We start from the raw sequence: 16,824 nt of genomic DNA on the forward strand, positions 1-16,824 counted from the left end.
AACATAAATAAAATACGATGTCAACGCCGTCTTTAATCTTCCATTGTTGACAGGTCGCCTGCCGGCAGGTTCAGCTCCCATGCCTTCAGCACACGTCTCATGATTTTTCCGCTCCGTGTTTTCGGAAGTTTATCTTTGAATTCAATTTCCCGCGGTGCGGCATGCGCGGCAAGCCCCTGTTTTACAAAGAGGCGAATGTCCTCCTTCAGCTGATCGGATGGCTCATGCCCTTCTCTGAGCGCGATAAACGCTTTAATAATTTCTCCCCGGACAGGGTCCGGCTTTCCGATGACGCCGGCTTCGGCAATCGCCGGATGTTCAACAAGTTTGCTTTCGACTTCAAACGGGCCGACGCGCTCGCCGGATGTCATGATGACATCATCGACTCTGCCTTGGAACCAAAAATAACCGTCTTCATCCATATAAGCAGAATCTCCGGAAACATACCAGCCGCCCGGCATAAAATAAGAATCATATTTCTCTTTGTTGTTCCAAATGGAATCCATCATCGACGGCCAGCCCTTTTTAATGGCGAGATTTCCCATTCGGTACGGCGGAAGCTCATTTCCCTGATTGTCAACGATCGCCGCTTCCACTCCCGGAATCGGTTTCCCCATTGAGCCCGGCTTGATCTCCATGCAAGGATAATTGCAGATGAGCTGTCCGCCCGTTTCTGTCATCCACCACGTGTCGTGGATGCGCTTGCCGAATACTTTATGTCCCCACTTGATGACCTCGGGGTTCAAAGGTTCTCCGACACTCAGGACGTGACGAAGTGAAGTAAGGTCAAATTTGGATGCCATTTCATCTCCGGCGCCCATAAGCATTCTGAAAGCCGTCGGAGCGCTGTACCAGACACTGACACCGAGCTTCTCAATCGTGCCGTACCAGTTTTCCGGACTGAATCTGCCGCCGACGATCACATTCGCCGCTCCGTTCAGCCACGGCGCAAATATCCCGTACACCGTCCCGGTCACCCAGCCCGGGTCCGCAGTGCACCAATAAATATCGTCTTCTTTAAGATCAAGCACCCACTTGCCGGTCTGGTATTGCTGAATCATGGCTTCATGAACGTGGAGCACACCTTTGGGCGTTCCGGTAGATCCTGATGTGTAGTGAAGCAGGTAGCCGTCTCTTCTGTCCATCCATTCAATATCAAGTCTCGTGCTTTCTCCCTCAGCCGCTTTATCATAATGAATGATTTTATCTCCCGCTTCTTTGCTGCCGCCGACAATGAAAATATGCTCGAGGTCGGGCAGGCTGTCCGCCGGAATCCGTTCGGCCAGTTCAGGTGTCGTCACGACAACCTTTGCCTGGCTGTTCAACAGGCGGTCTTTGACGGCGCCTTCCATAAACGCTTCAAATAAAGGGCCGGCGATCGCACCGATTTTAATTGCGCCGAGCATGATAAAGTACAGCTCCGGCGAACGCGGCATGAAAATAAAAACGCGGTCCCCTTTTTCCACGTTTCCATACCGTCTCAGTACATTTCCCGCCCGGTTCGATTCCTCCATCATTTCTTTAAATGTGTATTTTTCATTCCGATTTGCGTCCTTGTAATACAGCGCTACTTTGTTTTTTCGAAATGATTCGGCATGACGGTCAATTGCTTCGTACGCCGCATTCAGCTTCCCCGTCTGATGCCAGGAAAACTCCGCTTCGACCTCTTTCCAATCGAAGCTGCGGTACGTTTCCTCATAATTTCGCAGATGATAATTCCCCTTTTCCGCCGGCAACGCTTTCAAATTCATGCAACATCCCCCTTTGCTTATCTATAGACTAATTATAGTAGATGTTCACAGTTTTCTCAATTTTTAAAATATAAATTACAACACTATTGAAAACGCTTTATATTTTGTTATGCTTAAGAGAGATGTGTTTTTATTAAGAACCGACAGGCGGTGAATCAGTGAAACATCATAAAACGTACCATTCTTCATCAATTCAGACAGCAGCCGGCCCTCTATTGGTAGAAGGGCCCGTTCCTCCAAAGGACCTAGCACAGTATGAGTTTCATGAAGGCCTGACAGCCTTTCGCCTTCCTCATGAACAGCACAAAGCGTTAATCGAGATCGCCGGGCTTCCTGAAGGTCGGATCATTATCGCCAGGGACGGACAGACGATTATCGGCTATGTGACGTATTTATATCCTGATCCGCTTGAACGGTGGTCTGACGGCAATATGGAAGATCTCCTTGAGCTCGGGGCGATCGAGGTCGCTCCCGGCTACAGGGGCTGTTCTGTCGGAAAAACGTTGCTGACAGTCAGCATGATGGATGAACAGATGGAACGCTACATCATCATGACGACGGAATATTACTGGCATTGGGATTTAAAAGGAATGAAAAAAGATGTGTGGGAATACAGAAAGATCATGGAAAAGATGATGAATGCCGGGGGTCTTGTCTGGTTTGCAACGGATGAACCGGAAATCAGCTCTCATCCGGCCAATTGTCTGATGGCCCGCATCGGCAGGCACGTCAGTCAGGAGTCAATTGAACAGTTCGACAGGCTTCGTTTTTATCAGCGGTTTATGTATTGACTGACATACAAAGGGGATAAAAAGATGATTGCAGAACAAATCATGAAACGGGACGTCATCACCGTCTCAAAACACGACTCCATTGAAACAGCCGTCCGTAAAATGAAGGTATATCATATCCGCCATCTCCCTGTCATCGACGACGAGCTGCACGTCACCGGTATTGTCACAGACAGAGACATTAAACAGGCCGGCCCCGGCAGCTTCGAACAAAAGGAACGCGGCGCGTTTCTGACAAACAAAGTGGAGACCATTATGAAGCGGAATGTCATCTGCGCCCATCCGCTTGACTTTGTGGAAGAAATATCCGCTTCCTTTTATGAGCACGGCATCGGCTGTCTGCCGATTACGGTAAATCATAAGCTGACGGGCATTTTAACGAAAACCGACGTGCTACGGACTTTCGTCAGCCTGACAGGCGCGGCCCAGCCGGGATCACAGGTGGAAATCCTGGTGACGGATATGACAAAAAGCCTTGCTGATCTCAGCTGCATGTGCCGTGATCTTCAGCTGCAAATCCTGAGTGTGCTCGTCTATCCCCATGATTCCGCCGGGTCGAACATTCTCGTCTTCCGGGTGAAGACGATGAATCCGCTCCCTTTTATCCGTGCCGTTCATGAAGCCGGATACAATGTCTTATGGCCGAAACATTTGAGGGATCAGCCATGAGAGACAGCGTTTTTGTTTACTCGCCTTCTTATCAGACGTATCAATTTCATCAGGATCATCCGTTCAATCAGCAGCGCGTGCTTTTAACATACGATCTGCTTCAGGCGGCGGACGCGTTTGACGATGGAGACATCGTCAAACCGCGCACGGCCACTAAAGAAGAGCTGGCTCTCGTTCATACGGAGGATTATATACAGGCGGTGGAACTTGCTGGTGCGGGCCGGCTCCCTGCCGCAGAAGGAGAAAGCTACGGTCTCGGAACGGAAGACACCCCCGTTTTTGCCGGCATGCATGAAGCTGCGTCGCTTCTGGTGGGCGGCACCTTAACGGCGGCAGATTATGTCATGACGGGACAAGCCAGGCATGCCTGCAATTTAGGAGGAGGCCTTCACCACGGCTTCCGCGGCAGGGCGTCAGGCTTTTGTATCTATAATGACAGCGCCGTGGCCATCCAATACATCCAGAAGAACTACGGGGCAAAAGTGTTATACATTGATACAGACGCCCACCACGGCGACGGCGTTCAATTTACGTTTTACGACAGGTCTGATGTCTGCACTGTTTCTTTTCACGAGACCGGGCGTTATTTATTTCCCGGGACGGGACAAGTACTGGAAAAAGGAAGCGGGCAAGGCTACGGCTATTCTTTTAACATTCCGCTGGACGCTTTTACAGAGGACGATTCCTTTCTCCACGCTTACAAAACGGCCGCCTCTGAAATTGCGGCTTTTTTTAAGCCGGATGTGATTCTTACCCAAAACGGTGCGGACGCCCATTATTACGACCCATTGACACACCTGTCCAATACAATCTCCATTTATCAGGAGATCCCGCGGCTCGCTCATTCATTAGCCCATCAATATTGCAGCGGCAGATGGATCGCGGTCGGCGGCGGCGGATACGATATTTGGAGAGTCGTCCCGAGAGCATGGAGCCGCATTTGGCTTGAGATGAAAGGGATTGATCCCGGGGAGCGCATACCGCAGAAATGGATTGATAAATGGCAGAAGCATTCCCCCTGCACGCTGCCCGCTTTTTGGAGTGATCCTGAACAATTATATCCTCCGATTCCACGCAAAGAAGAAATTTCAGAAAAAAATGCCCAAACCGTGGAAAAAGCACTTTTTGCCATCCGGTCTGAGCAGCGGTATAAAACAAAATAAAAAACGACCTTATGAGGAGGTCGTTTTTTTGATCACGATTTCTACACGGCGGTTTTCTTTCATATGTCCGGGACTTTTGTTGTCCTTCACAGGTTTCGTATCCGCATACCCGGCAGAGATAAACCGTTTGGCGGAAAAGTCTTCATTCGCGGTAAAATACTGGATCACACTCGCCGCTCTTGCAGACGACAGCTCCCAGTTCGACGGGAATTGATAGGTGGAAATCCGGCGGCTGTCCGTATGGCCTTCTACCTGTATGTCATTCGGAATTGTTTTTAAAAGCACCGCGATCTGATGCAGAACCGGCTCGGCGTTTTTCAGCACATCCGCTTTTCCCGTCTGAAACAGAACGGCCTCCTGCAGCACAAGAACCACTCCGCGCTCATCGCGCTTCGCCGTCAATTTGGAACTCAAATGATGCGCTTTTATGTATGTCTTCACGTTTTGTAACAGCAAATCCTGTTCTTTATTTTCGTTTGCTTTGTCTGATGACGCCGGTTCACCTCCGCTGCCGTTTGTATGAATCGATGAAACGGCAGATTGAAATTTTTCCGCGTCTATTTGCGACATCGAAAAAAGCAAGATAAAGAACACGAGAATGAGCGTGATCAAGTCAGCGAACGTCACCATCCATCTCGGTGAACCGCCGGAATGTTCCGGTTTGTTTCTTCTTTCAAAACGCTCTTTTCTAAGCTTCATGGACAGCGCCCTTTTTCTTGTTCGCAGGCTGTCCTTTACGCCAGTCTTCTCTTGAGCTGAAGACGACGAGCTGACTTTCGAGGTTGCGGGGATTTTTGCCCGATTGGATGCCGACAACCCCTTCGATCATGACCTGTTTGATGAAAATTTCACTTTCCGTTTTTTCTTCAAGCTTTGCCGCGATTGGGATAAACACCAAATTGGCAAGCAGCGCTCCGTACAGCGTCGTCAATAGCGCAACGGCCATGTTCGGTCCGAGGGTATGCGGGTCATTTAAGTTTTTGAGCATGAGAACGAGTCCGACGAGCGTCCCGATCATTCCCCAGGCGGGTGCGAAATCACCAGCTTTTTCAAAAACGCGTCTTCCTTTTCTGTGTCTTTCTTCCATTGCGGCGATCTCAGAATCCATCACCAGCCGGATCGTTTCCTCGTCCCAGCCGTCAATCGCAAGCAAAAGCCCTTTTTTTAAAAACGGATCCTTGATCTCCCGCGCCTGGTCATCCAGAGACAGCAGCCCCTGCCTGCGCGCCTGCTCCGAAAGGCTGACAAATACTCTGACAAGCTCTTTCACATTGTCATCCTGACGGGAGAATACCTGTTTCAGAACAGAAGGGGTTTTCTTTAAATCCCTCGGCGGAAAGCTGATAAAGACCGCCGCGGCAAGGCCGCCTGTGACGATTAAAAAAGAAGTCAGATCCAAAAATGAACTGATTCCCGCCAGTCCCGTCCCTGACAGAATACCGATTGCGACAATAATACAGCCTAACATAAAGCCAACGGGCGTCAGATAATCAAAACGTTTCATATCTTCTCCTTACTCAAGTAAAAAAGCAAGATTCCACCCCTCAGAGTGAAGCTTGCTTTTCCGTTTTTTTATGACTTGGTTGATTGTCTTAATTCGATGCGGTGAGGCAATTCGACGATATGCTCTTCAACCGGCTCTTTGTTCATCAGTTTTGTCAAAAGTCTCATCGCCACGGCGCCGATATCGTACGTAGGCTGCACGACTGTTGAAAGCTGAGGGCGGACCATCAGGCTCAATCTCGTATTGTCAAAACCGATAATATCAAGATCATCAGGTATCGAAAGACCTTGATCTTGGGCCGCATGGATAATGCCGAGGGCCATTTCATCCGTCGCAGAAAGAATCGCCGTCGGTTTCCGGTCAAGGCCCATCAAGCTTTGAAGCGCCTCCATACCGGAATCATAAGTGTAATCGCCTTCCGCTACGAATTGCTCGTTAAACGGAATCGCCGCTTCTTCAAGCGCCCGTTTGTACCCTTGCAGTTTTTTCGAACGGTTGATCGGCTCTTGCATCGGTCCGGAGACGAATGCAATATCGCGATGCCCTTTATCAATGAAAAGCTTAACGGCATCATAAATCGCCTGTTCATAATCAATGGCGACAGAAGGCGTCTCGCCCTGTTCTTCCACTGATGCAGCCAAGACGATCGGCACAGGAGAGCGCTTAAATTCTTCGACATGCTCGTCCGTAATGTTGCCGCCCATAAATACGATACCGTCCACTTGTTTGCCGAGCATCGTATTTAACAGATGCAGTTCTTTCTCAAGATTTTGATCCGAGTTGCTTAAGATAATATTATATTTGTACATCGTCGCGATATCTTCAATTCCACGCGCAAGTTCCGAGTAGAAAATGCTTGAGATATCAGGGATGATGACGCCGACCGTTGTCGTTTTTTTGCTTGCAAGCCCTCTTGCCACCGCGTTCGGGCGGTAGCCGAGCCGGTCAATGGCTTCCAATACTTTTTTTCTGGTCGTCGGTTTTACATTCGGGTTGCCGTTCACGACGCGGGAAACAGTCGCCATACTGACATTTGCTTCTCTGGCCACATCGTATATCGTAATGTTGCTCACTGAAACCACTCCTTTTACTGGATACACTTATCCTTATCTATAGCATAAACACTTTATGTAAAGAAATGTCGTACGATTTCGCATTCTGTCGTTTATGATTGTAAGCGTAAGTCAGTAGTGTACATTATTTTTCATTATTCATCAAATTTAAATATCTCTCATGAAATTATACACGTTTTTCCCAATGATGAAAACGTTCACTTTCATTTTATAATTAAATAAAATGAAGATACGAAAAAAAAGCCGCGCGAGGCGGCCTTTAAAGAGCGGAACGTTGTATTATGCTTTTACTTTCAGCATCGGCTTTAATTCGTTCAGCCATTTCTCGAATTCAGGGATATCCATCTGCTGCGCAGAGTCTGAAAGGGCAACGGAAGGATCAGGGTGTACTTCGGCCATCACGCCGTCAGCGCCGATCGCAAGCGCCGCTTTTGCTGTCGGAAGCAGGAGATCGCGGCGGCCTGTTGAGTGTGTGACGTCAACAAACACCGGCAAGTGAGTTTCCTGTTTCAAAATCGGCACGGCAGAAATGTCGAGTGTGTTTCTCGTTGCCGTTTCGTACGTTCTGATTCCGCGCTCACAAAGAATGATTTGGTCGTTTCCTTGTGACATGATGTATTCAGCTGCATTGATGAACTCTGAAATTGTTGCGGCAAGACCGCGTTTTAACAATACCGGCTTTTTAACGGAACCGGCGGCTTTCAGCAATTCAAAGTTTTGCATGTTCCGCGCGCCGATCTGAATGACGTCAATGTAATCAATCGCTTGCTCAATGTGGGCGGGCGTTACGATTTCACTGATCACCGCGAGGTCATATTCATCAGCGACGCGTTTAAGAATTTGCAGGCCTTCTACGCCGAGACCTTGGAAATCATACGGACTTGTGCGGGGTTTAAACGCGCCCCCGCGCAGGATTTTAATGCCTTGTTTTTTCGCTGCGGCCGCGACTTCGGCAACCTGCTCATAGCTTTCTACGGCACAAGGTCCGACGATGAATCTCTGATCGCCGTCACCGATTTTTTCACCTTTAATGTCAACGATCGTATCTTCTGCTTTTTTCTTCCGGGAGACGAGCAACGCTTTGCTGTGATCCTCTTCTTGAAGTTCAAGTCCGGCTTTGAAAATTTCTTTGAAAATATGCTGGATCGTTGAGTTTTCAAATGGGCCGTCATTGCTTTCAATAATGCGGTTAAGCATTGTACGCTCTCTGACAGGGTCAAATCGGTTGACACCCTGTGCTTCCTTTGCTTTACCGATTTCTTTTACAACGGCTCCGCGTTCATTGATTAATTTAAGGATTTCTAAGTTTAGTGCGTCTGCCTGCTGTCTTAGACTCTCTAATTCCTTGTTGCTCATCTTTTTCATCCCTTCTATGCTATGTTTTATTTTAATGGTTAACATGCATCTTACTACAGTTATGCGAAAATAGGAATATGAAATAATAAATTTTTTCACATTCGACTTTATCACAAAAACGCTTTTAAGCTTTTATGCGTTGAAGCAGTATATATTGATATCCTACATGATCCGGCTGAAATGATCAATAGTTTTTTTCAAAAAAAAACCGCCGGTATCAACCGGCGGCCAGCAATTATGAAAGGTGCTGCTCTATTGCGTTTTTTGTGATTTGTGAATGAGACGCGTGCCATTTCACTTCGCCGTTTGTAATAACGAATACTTGCGGGCTTTCATGTTTCACGCCGTATGCCTCGGCGATATAGTTTGAAAGCGGCCGGCTGTCCTGCACATGCAGGTAATAAGAAGGTACTTCTGAATGCTCCGATGCAAAGGCGTCAAACTCCTGAAACGCGGCTTGGCTGATCGGGCAGGTTGTGCTGTGTTTTAAAAACACGAGCGTGTTTTCTTTCTCAGCGGCATTTTTGAACTCTTCTTCAGACGATATCAGCTGTTTTGTCATGTCGGTTATCTCTCCTTATTGAAGATCAGCGATTTGCCTGACCGGCTTTTTCCCCGGCGTCTTCCGCTTCGGCCTTGATGCTTTGGGCCGTGTCCTGCATTTCGCTTCTCGTCTCTTCGGCTTTCTCGGTTAGTGTGCTCTTAGAACGGTCTTTTAAATCCTTCACTTTATTCATAATCTGACCTGACTGATCAGCTACCAGCTGAGTGATATTAGATGTTTTGTCCTTGGCGATGCTGACATATTGAGAGCCTTTTTCTTTCGCGTCGGCCGTCATTCTGTCCGTCTTATCCTTTAACGCAGAAGCCTGACTGCCGAGATCGTCGCGCAGCTCCTTACCTGATTTAGGCGCCAGAAACAGCGCCGTTGTCGCGCCGATAATTCCCCCGATCAGTGTTCCGATTAAAAAATCCTTACTATTGATTCCATCTTTGCTCATTATGATTCCTCCTTAGTGGATTTTTCTTATGATTAAAGCGATGTTTTTTTCTTTTGCTTCCACTTGTCCCATATTTCCATAGCGGCCTGGCTCCAGGTGACAACCTGACTGATTTTATCCTGATTCTCTCTTACAGAGGCCGTAACAGAACCTGCTGCCTGCTTTATGGATGTATTAAACTGCTGGACGGAAGTTCCCACTTCCTGGACAGCATGGACAACCGTATTTAATTTCTCTGATTTTTCCTGAATGTCTTCCGCGAGACGGTTTGTCTTATGTAACAGCTCGGCTGTCTCTGCGGTAATGCCTTTCATCTGCCCTTCAAGGCCGTCTAAAGTCGAGGCTACGTTTGTTAAAGTCATCTGCACGGACTTTAATGTTTTGGACAGATAGATGACGAGGATGAGAAATGCAACGGCAATGAGTGCGACGCTTAAGTAAAGAATGATGATCATCTAATACCTCCTTAATGCAGGATATAGTGGTATATACCCAATTCTTAAAATGATAAACATATATGAAAGGTCTGTATGTATACTATTTCTCCGTTTATCGGTAAATCCCTTTGCAGCACGCGCAAAAAAGCAGTGAGAGCCCCACTGCTTTTTCGTTACGCTATGACGTTTTCATAGGCCCTCATATATTTTTGAATGTCTCCGGCGCCCATGAAGATCAGTACTGCGCCTTCATGCGCTTTTAACACGGAAGTGTCATTTTCTTCAATGAGTTCTGCGTTATCGATTTTTTCCTGAAGATCCGTGATCGTGAGCTTGCCGACGTTCTCACGGGCAGAGCCGAAAATGTCGCACAGATACACGCGGTCGGCCGCGCTTAAGCTTTCTGCGAATTCATCCAGGAATGATTGCGTCCGTGTAAACGTATGCGGCTGAAATACCGCGATGATTTCACGTTCGGGATATTTTTGGCGCGCAGCCTCAATCGTGACTTTGATTTCAGTCGGATGGTGGGCGTAGTCGTCGATCAGTACCTGGCTGCCGATCACTTTTTCATTGAATCTGCGTTTGACGCCGCCGAATGATTCAAGTCCGAGCTTAATCATGTTCACGTCTATCTCTTCATAGTGGCAGAGCGCAATGACCGCTAAGGAATTGAGGACATTGTGATGGCCGTATGCCGGGATGTAGAACGTATCGTAAAACGTATTGCGGACAAAGACGTCAAATGTCGTGCCTTCCGTATTTTTTACGATGTTTCTCGCTTGAAAATCGTTTTCTTCTCCCGTGCCGTAATAAACGACAGGCACATTGGCGTGAATTTTCGGCAGGTACTCGTCATCACCGCAGGCAATGATGCCTTTGTTGACTTGAAGCGCCATGTTTTGGAAAGCATCAAACACATCGTCAATGTTGGCGAAATAATCAGGGTGGTCAAAATCAATATTCGTCATAATCGCATAATCAGGCTGATAGCTTAAGAAATGACGGCGGTACTCGCAAGCTTCAAATACAAAGTATTCGCTGCTTTCATTTCCTCTGCCCGTTCCGTCCCCGATAAGAAACGAAGTCGGCTTCGCCTGCTGCATCACGTGTGCCAAGAGGCCCGTTGTGGACGTCTTGCCGTGTGCGCCCGTTACCGCGACACTTGTGTATTTTTTCATATATTCAGCTAAAAATTTATGATATCTGATGACAGGAATCCCTTCATCGAGCGCCTTTGCAATTTCCGGATGAGAATCAGGGAATGCGTTTCCGGCGATTACCGTTAAGCCGGGTTTGATGTTATCGGCGCTGAACGGATAGATCGGGATGTTTCTTTTTTCAAGGGCAGCCTGAGTGAAAATCTGCTTCTCGATATCCGATCCCTGCACCTGATACCCCGTATCATGCAGGATTTGAGCAAGCGGGCTCATACCTGTCCCTTTTATTCCAACAAAATGATAAACAGTCATAATCGTACCTCCAACAAACGTCTATCTGTTCCCCAGTATATGACGCTCATTTCATTTTGCGACCGCAGCGGGCGAAAAGCCCGCACAGCGGCGCTTCCATTTATTTTTACGTTATCGTCAGTATCTGTAACTTTCTATTTGATTAAACCTGCCGCATGATATTTCAGCGCGTGACAGTGATGCAGTTTTGATGGTCCATCCACTATCATACCATGTTTGTGAGAAAAATGAACGATATTCTTATTCTTGAGAAATGTCAGCGGCCGTAATCAGCACTTCACGCGGTTTGCTGCCCTTCGCTTCTGAGATCATGCCTTCGGCTTCCATCATGTCAATCAGCCTCGCGGCGCGGTTATAACCGATTCTGAACCTTCTTTGAAGGCTTGAGGTGCTGGCGCTGTTTTGCTCCACGACGAATTGGCACGCCTCAGGAAACAGTTCGTCTTCTTCCTTAAGGGCGGTTCCCTGCCTGATCAGTTCTTCCTGTTCAAACAAATAAGAAGGCGGCAGCTGCTTTCTGACATGAGAGACGACGCGGTCAATCTCTCTGTCGGATACAAAGTTGCCCTGCAGGCGCACCGGTTTTCCGGTACCGTTTTCCCAGTACAGCATGTCGCCTTTTCCGAGCAGCTTTTCCGCTCCCGCCATGTCGATGATCGTTCTGGAATCTACCTGGCTTGAGACGGAGAATGCAATCCTCGTCGGTATGTTCGCCTTGATCATTCCGGTAATGACATCTACAGACGGACGCTGTGTCGCGACAAGCAGATGAATGCCGCAGGCTCTCGCTTTCTGCGCGATTCTGGCGATGCTTTCTTCCACATCGTTCGGCGCGACCATCATTAAATCGGCAAGCTCATCAATGACCACTACGAGGTAAGGGAGCTTTTCGCCTGTCTTATGATCGGCCGTTAATTCATTAAAGCGTCCGATATCTCTCACACCCGAATGGGCAAACAGTTCATACCGCCGTTCCATCTCTTCCACAACCCATTTTAACGCGGCGGTCGCGGCTTTGGCGTCCGTGATGACGGGGCTGACCAAATGCGGAATTTGGTTATAAGGCGCAAGCTCGACCATTTTCGGATCAATCAGAAGCATTTTGACATCACTCGGATCCGCCTTATAAAGCAGACTGACCAAAATGGTATTGATGCAGACGCTTTTTCCCGATCCTGTCGCACCCGCTATCAACCCGTGCGGCATCTTTTTCAAATCAATGACGACCGGGTTTCCAGAAATATCGACACCGAGCGCGGCTGTAAGCGGAGACGGATTCGTCCTGAAAGCGGCGCTTCTGATCATCTGCCTTAAATCGACGACTTTGCTTACGCGGTTCGGAACTTCAATGCCGATCGTGTTTTTACCGGGGATCGGCGCCTCAATCCGAATATCCTTGGCAGACAGGCTCAGTTTAATATCATCTGCTAAGTTTGTAATTTTGTTTACTTTCACTCCGGGCTCAGGATGCACTTCAAAACGTGTGACGGACGGGCCTTGTGTGACATGAACGACTTGGGCGCGCACATTAAAGTTTTTCAGTGTAACGTTTAAAAGCTCGCGCTGTTCTTCAATCCACGATTGGTCGTCATGTCTTTGCGCCGGCGGTACGTCCAGAAGCGACAGATTCGGAAAGACATAGCTCGCTCCGCCCTCTGGCGTCTTCGTCTGCTTGTGTTTATCGCTTTTAAGCATCATGACGTTAAACGGAACATTGCGCTCTTTCGGCTGCTCCGCTTTTCTCACAGTCTGAGGCTGTCCGTGATGCTCCGTTTTTTCTTCGGCAGGCCGGGATGGGGCATCGGTCGTCTCAATGCTTACAGGTTCAGGCTCGGGGTCTGAATGCCGCTCTGCTTCATTGTACTCAGGCTGAGAGTCTGCTTCCTGTTTCGCGTCGGGTTCAGCTGATTCGGGCTTGTCTTCAGACTGCGGCTGAATTTCCTCGTATCCGGGTTCTGTGTATGTATACACCGGTTCTTCTGCGGTTTCAAAAGGCGGTGCTTTTTCCGGCTCAGGCTCCTGATGTTCCCCCTCCGGCGCCGCTTGTTCCTCTGTGTTTTCAGCCGTTCGGGATGCTTCAGACTCAGGCTCTCTTATAGGCTGCGGGCGGGTTTGTTCATGCTCTTGTTCTTCTGTAAAGCCGGAAGACTCCGCGCTTTCGGTGTGCTCCAGCTCTTCAGCCTGCTGCGGTTCTGGTGCTGCAAACACTTGCTCTTTTGCATTCTCAGCCTCCGTGTGAAGCTCCTCTTTTTTAACGGCCGGAATTTCTTCCGTTTCTTGTTTCGCAAACGGTTCTGGCCGGTCATTCGTCTGTTTTGTTATACCGGATGTTGTGAAGACGGGCTCTTTTTCCGTTTCCTGACCGGATTTTGGCGGAACAAATTGCTCCTCTGACAGCAATGTTACGTTCTCTTCACGCCGCTTTTCGGAAATAGGCGCTTTTTTGATGCTGTGCTGAGATTGAAAGCCGTAAACCGGTGAAGGAATGGATGACGGTTTAAAGGGCTTTTTCACCGTATCAGGCTCTTTATGTGTATGCTGTTTCCGCTCCGTTTGCTCCTTCCCGGCGGCATAACCCCGGGACGGCTGGCGGCGTTCGTGCCTTTCCCGCTGTCTTTGGTTTTGCTCCGTTCGCTTATAGCCGTCCGGAACGACCGGGAAGCGGAAATTCCCTTTCGGATATTCGTAATATATTTTAGGATCTTCCATGCGCGTTAATTTGCCTTCTGGCTGATCCGGTATGTGCTGTTTCTGGATTTGGGCATGCGTGTTCGGTTCACGTTCATGCTCTTCTTCTTTTTCACCTAAAAATAAGTCAAAAAATTTATTCAGCCAACTCATGTTTAATCACTCTCTAACTCCCTTTTTAGTAGTCTGGGACGATATTTAGTATACCATTGCCGGGCGGCTCAGAAAAGATTAAGCTCCCAACTGAAGAAAGCCGTTAAGCAGGCCTGCTTAACGGCTTTCTCTCACATCATTCGATTCTGTGCGCTTATTTATGGGAGTTAGAATTGAAATGCTTCGCCGGCCTCGCGGCTGTCTTCAAGAACAAGAATCCCTTTTTCCGCCGGCGCATCCGGCAAAGCGAGTTCTTTCGCGGAGCAGATCATGCCGCTTGACGGAACGCCTCTTAATTCAGCGTCTTTAATCACAAGTCCGCTCGGCATTACCGCACCGACTTTAGCGACGACGACTTTTTGCCCTTTGTCCACGTTCGGCGCGCCGCAAACGATTTGAAGGGTTTCCTCTCCGACATTCACTTGGCAGATATTCAGTTTATCCGCATTCGGATGTTTTTCTTTCGATTCAACGTGACCGACAACAAATTTCGGAGAAAGGTCAACCGTCAGCGTTTCTGAAACGCCGTTTCTGTTCAGTATTTCATTCACATCCTGTACGAAAGTCTCAGACAAAGCGACGGGGCCGTTGTCTTCAATCTGTAAGTAAGAAGACACGTTAAAAATGTTAAAGCCCGTCGTTTCTTTTGTTTCTTTGTTAAAGATTCTGACGACATCGCCTTCTCTTTCATAGCCGATTTCTTCGCGTGCTGCATCTTTAAGAGAGATCAGAAGCGTATCTCCCACACCTTCTTTATTGTAAAAAGCGTTCATAAGAAAAATCCTTTCTAATCCTTTTTCGGCCGGCTTTTCGCCATGATAAACACAGGTTCCAGTCTGCCTTCATTATACAGAAATGAAAGGGCCGTAATCGGCACCGTGCCGCTTGCAAAGAAGCTCATGGACATTTGCCCTAAAATATCATAACCCGATTCATTTCGAATGTCAGCAAGTATTAATACATCCTGATGCGGGACGGAAATCGCCAATTCGCCTTCAGCGGCCTGCTTATATTCATGAAGAATCGAATCATTGAGAATCCGGCTGGCGTCATAGCCGTCATTCGCCCTGAAAAAATAAAAATAATTATCCGCAACCGTATCCTGTTTCACGACCGAAGGAAGAGAGCGGAGATTGAATGACGCCGTCTCCCTGATCCGTTCTTTTGTCCAGTTTTCTTTCTCGAGCATACGGCTGTCAATTAGGCGGTACGTCTTGCCGAGGTCAAGCGCGTAGTAGATTCTCGTTTCGGCCGTATGGTCATCATACACGAGCGGAATGCCGTCGCTCGTTTGATCGGGAAATGACGTGGAGCGGATGACCGGATAGATTCCGGCTTCCTTTCCGGACATCTCCTGTCCGCTTCCTTCCATCGCCTCCATCGCTTCTGACACATAGTAGACGATTTCGTCGATCGCTTCTTCTTTTTTCGTCTCCCACTTCGCAATGATCGGCGGGAGCTCCAATGTGATGCCTTTTTTGGTCGTTTGATCCTCAACACGGAGGGTGTCTTTTTCTCTGTCAAAAAAGAAGGATCGGTTCTCGTGCTGCAGGCGCTGTTTTAATAAATCCGCCAGCTTCCTTGACGTCATTTTCAAAGCCCGTGGCCTCCTTTATGCTTTAGCAAGGGAATCGGTTAAAAATTGCTCAATTTCTTCTTTTGTTTTACGGTCTTTGCTGACGAAGCGGTTCACTTCTTTTCCTCCGTTAAACACAACAAAGCTCGGAATGCCGTAAATTTCCCATTCCGCGCATGTATCAATAAATTGATCGCGGTCTACGTAGTAATAAGTGAATTCAGGAAAGTCCGCTTCCAGCTCAGGGAGAAACGGCTCCACAAAGCGGCAGTCCGGGCACCAATCCGCTGAAAACATAAATACCGCCCAATCGTCTTGTACCGCTTTTTGCAATTCTTCCGTGCTTTCAATCTTTTTCATTGTCATTCCTCCATCTGGATTATGAGTTTTTTATATGCTGATGTTTGTCCAATTGGATCATACCAGACTGTTTACGGCAAGACCAACTATATGCAATATCATTATCATATTTCATTTGCATTATCAAGCAAGTTTCGTTTACCATTTTGCTTGTAGCCGTACGAAAATCTGAATATGTACATAAGGAGGGGCAAAAGATGCAGTTTGTCGTGTATTTAGCGGGTGAAATCCACAGTGATTGGCGGGATGAAATCAAACAAAAAGCAAAAGCGCTGAACCTGCCGATTACGTTTGTCGGTCCGATGGAAAACCATGAACGCTCAGACAATATCGGAGAAGAGATTATGGGCGTGCAGCCCGATTCTGTTTTAAAAGACGCCAGAGCTTCTGATATCAACAATTTCCGTACAGAGGTGCTGATGGAAAAAGCCGATTTTGTGATCGCCCTGTTTGGCGAGAAATATAAACAGTGGAATACCGCGATGGATGCTTCTTATGCCATCGCAAAAGGAAAGCCGCTCATTCTCATCCGTCCGAAAGAACTTCATCATCCGCTGAAAGAGCTTTCCGGAAAAGCGAATATCACGGTCGAAACCGTAAATCAAGCGATGAAAGCACTCTCTTATTTATTTGAAACAGAATAAGCAGGCCGCTTTTTGCGGTCCTGCTTACCTACACTCACCACTTCAGTATTAATCAGTTCAAGTGGAAAGTTTATATTTGTCTTTTTTGTCATAATCATACCTTCTTGCAGAACAAATAAAAATGCAAATGACTCGACTTTGTGAAATCGCTGCTCATCTCAATGCTTGCAGCATGTTTTTGATTTA

17 protein-coding genes are annotated in these 16,824 nt (G+C 47.7%); 4 read left to right on the forward strand and 13 right to left on the reverse strand.

Annotation, left to right across the window (positions count from 1 at the left end):
- Positions 1-32 precede the first annotated feature (32 nt).
- Complete coding sequence (acsA, locus tag L3V45_RS13935; protein WP_003152391.1) at positions 33-1,751, reverse strand: acetate--CoA ligase; 1,719 nt, start codon at positions 1,749-1,751, stop codon at positions 33-35.
- Positions 1,752-1,909: 158 nt separating this feature from the next.
- Between acsA and L3V45_RS13940 the strand changes: the two genes are divergently transcribed.
- Genes L3V45_RS13940 through L3V45_RS13950 form a run of 3 tightly spaced genes read left to right on the forward strand, consistent with a single transcriptional unit; the run spans position 1,910 to position 4,374 of the window.
- The gene (locus tag L3V45_RS13940) at positions 1,910-2,542 is read left to right on the forward strand and encodes a GNAT family N-acetyltransferase (RefSeq protein ID WP_003152390.1); all 633 of its coding nucleotides are present in this window, start codon (positions 1,910-1,912) and stop codon (positions 2,540-2,542) included.
- A 24-nt stretch (positions 2,543-2,566) separates the two neighbouring features.
- Positions 2,567-3,211, forward strand: a complete 645-nt coding sequence (locus tag L3V45_RS13945) for an acetoin utilization AcuB family protein (protein WP_003152389.1) — start codon at positions 2,567-2,569, stop codon at positions 3,209-3,211.
- Positions 3,208-4,374 (forward strand): acetoin utilization protein AcuC, encoded by a 1,167-nt coding sequence (locus tag L3V45_RS13950; RefSeq protein ID WP_032857321.1) that lies wholly within the window; start codon positions 3,208-3,210, stop codon positions 4,372-4,374. The genes L3V45_RS13945 and L3V45_RS13950 overlap by 4 nt, the downstream gene beginning before the upstream one ends.
- Positions 4,375-4,383: 9 nt before the next feature.
- Here L3V45_RS13950 and motS read toward each other — a convergent pair whose 3' ends face one another.
- From motS to L3V45_RS14010, 12 genes are all read right to left on the reverse strand, one after another.
- A complete protein-coding gene (motS, locus tag L3V45_RS13955; protein ID WP_058906287.1) occupies positions 4,384-5,073 on the reverse strand; it encodes a flagellar motor protein MotS in 690 nt (229 codons plus the stop codon).
- On the reverse strand, positions 5,063-5,878 hold the full coding sequence (gene motP, locus L3V45_RS13960; protein ID WP_003152386.1) for a flagellar motor protein MotP: 816 nt from the start codon (positions 5,876-5,878) through the stop codon (positions 5,063-5,065). Before motP ends, motS begins: the two co-directional genes overlap by 11 nt.
- A gap of 68 nt (positions 5,879-5,946) precedes the next feature.
- A complete protein-coding gene (gene ccpA / locus L3V45_RS13965) occupies positions 5,947-6,951 on the reverse strand; it encodes a catabolite control protein A (RefSeq protein WP_003152385.1) in 1,005 nt (334 codons plus the stop codon).
- A 279-nt stretch (positions 6,952-7,230) separates the two neighbouring features.
- A complete protein-coding gene (locus L3V45_RS13970; RefSeq protein ID WP_003152383.1) occupies positions 7,231-8,307 on the reverse strand; it encodes a bifunctional 3-deoxy-7-phosphoheptulonate synthase/chorismate mutase in 1,077 nt (358 codons plus the stop codon).
- Between the two features lie 235 nt (positions 8,308-8,542).
- Positions 8,543-8,869 carry a bacillithiol system redox-active protein YtxJ gene (ytxJ, locus tag L3V45_RS13975; RefSeq protein ID WP_003152382.1) on the reverse strand — a complete coding sequence of 109 codons (327 nt, stop codon included), beginning with the start codon at positions 8,867-8,869 and terminating at the stop codon, positions 8,543-8,545.
- Positions 8,870-8,894: 25 nt separating this feature from the next.
- Entirely contained in the window at positions 8,895-9,308 is a 414-nt protein-coding gene (locus L3V45_RS13980; RefSeq protein ID WP_003152380.1) for a YtxH domain-containing protein, read from the reverse strand.
- Between the two features lie 32 nt (positions 9,309-9,340).
- Positions 9,341-9,763, reverse strand: a complete 423-nt coding sequence (locus tag L3V45_RS13985; RefSeq protein ID WP_003152378.1) for a DUF948 domain-containing protein — start codon at positions 9,761-9,763, stop codon at positions 9,341-9,343.
- A 155-nt stretch (positions 9,764-9,918) separates the two neighbouring features.
- Positions 9,919-11,217, reverse strand: coding sequence for a UDP-N-acetylmuramate--L-alanine ligase (gene murC, locus L3V45_RS13990; protein WP_003152377.1), 1,299 nt, complete (start codon positions 11,215-11,217; stop codon positions 9,919-9,921).
- 240 nt (positions 11,218-11,457) lie between these two features.
- Positions 11,458-14,058: a DNA translocase FtsK gene (locus L3V45_RS13995; RefSeq protein ID WP_236837041.1), complete on the reverse strand. Its 2,601-nt coding sequence runs from the start codon at positions 14,056-14,058 to the stop codon at positions 11,458-11,460.
- A 167-nt stretch (positions 14,059-14,225) separates the two neighbouring features.
- Positions 14,226-14,831: a YtpR family tRNA-binding protein gene (gene ytpR / locus L3V45_RS14000; protein ID WP_003152375.1), complete on the reverse strand. Its 606-nt coding sequence runs from the start codon at positions 14,829-14,831 to the stop codon at positions 14,226-14,228.
- A 14-nt stretch (positions 14,832-14,845) separates the two neighbouring features.
- Positions 14,846-15,655: a DUF1444 domain-containing protein gene (locus L3V45_RS14005; RefSeq protein WP_012118213.1), complete on the reverse strand. Its 810-nt coding sequence runs from the start codon at positions 15,653-15,655 to the stop codon at positions 14,846-14,848.
- 15 nt (positions 15,656-15,670) lie between these two features.
- On the reverse strand, positions 15,671-15,994 hold the full coding sequence (locus L3V45_RS14010) for a thioredoxin family protein (protein ID WP_003152373.1): 324 nt from the start codon (positions 15,992-15,994) through the stop codon (positions 15,671-15,673).
- Positions 15,995-16,191: 197 nt separating this feature from the next.
- On the opposite strand from L3V45_RS14010, the gene L3V45_RS14015 reads away from it, so the two are divergent.
- Positions 16,192-16,638, forward strand: coding sequence for a YtoQ family protein (locus L3V45_RS14015; protein ID WP_003152372.1), 447 nt, complete (start codon positions 16,192-16,194; stop codon positions 16,636-16,638).
- Positions 16,639-16,824 lie beyond the last annotated feature (186 nt).

Source organism: Bacillus sp. R45 (assembly GCF_021729365.1).
Taxonomy (GTDB): Bacteria; Bacillota; Bacilli; order Bacillales; family Bacillaceae; genus Bacillus; species Bacillus velezensis.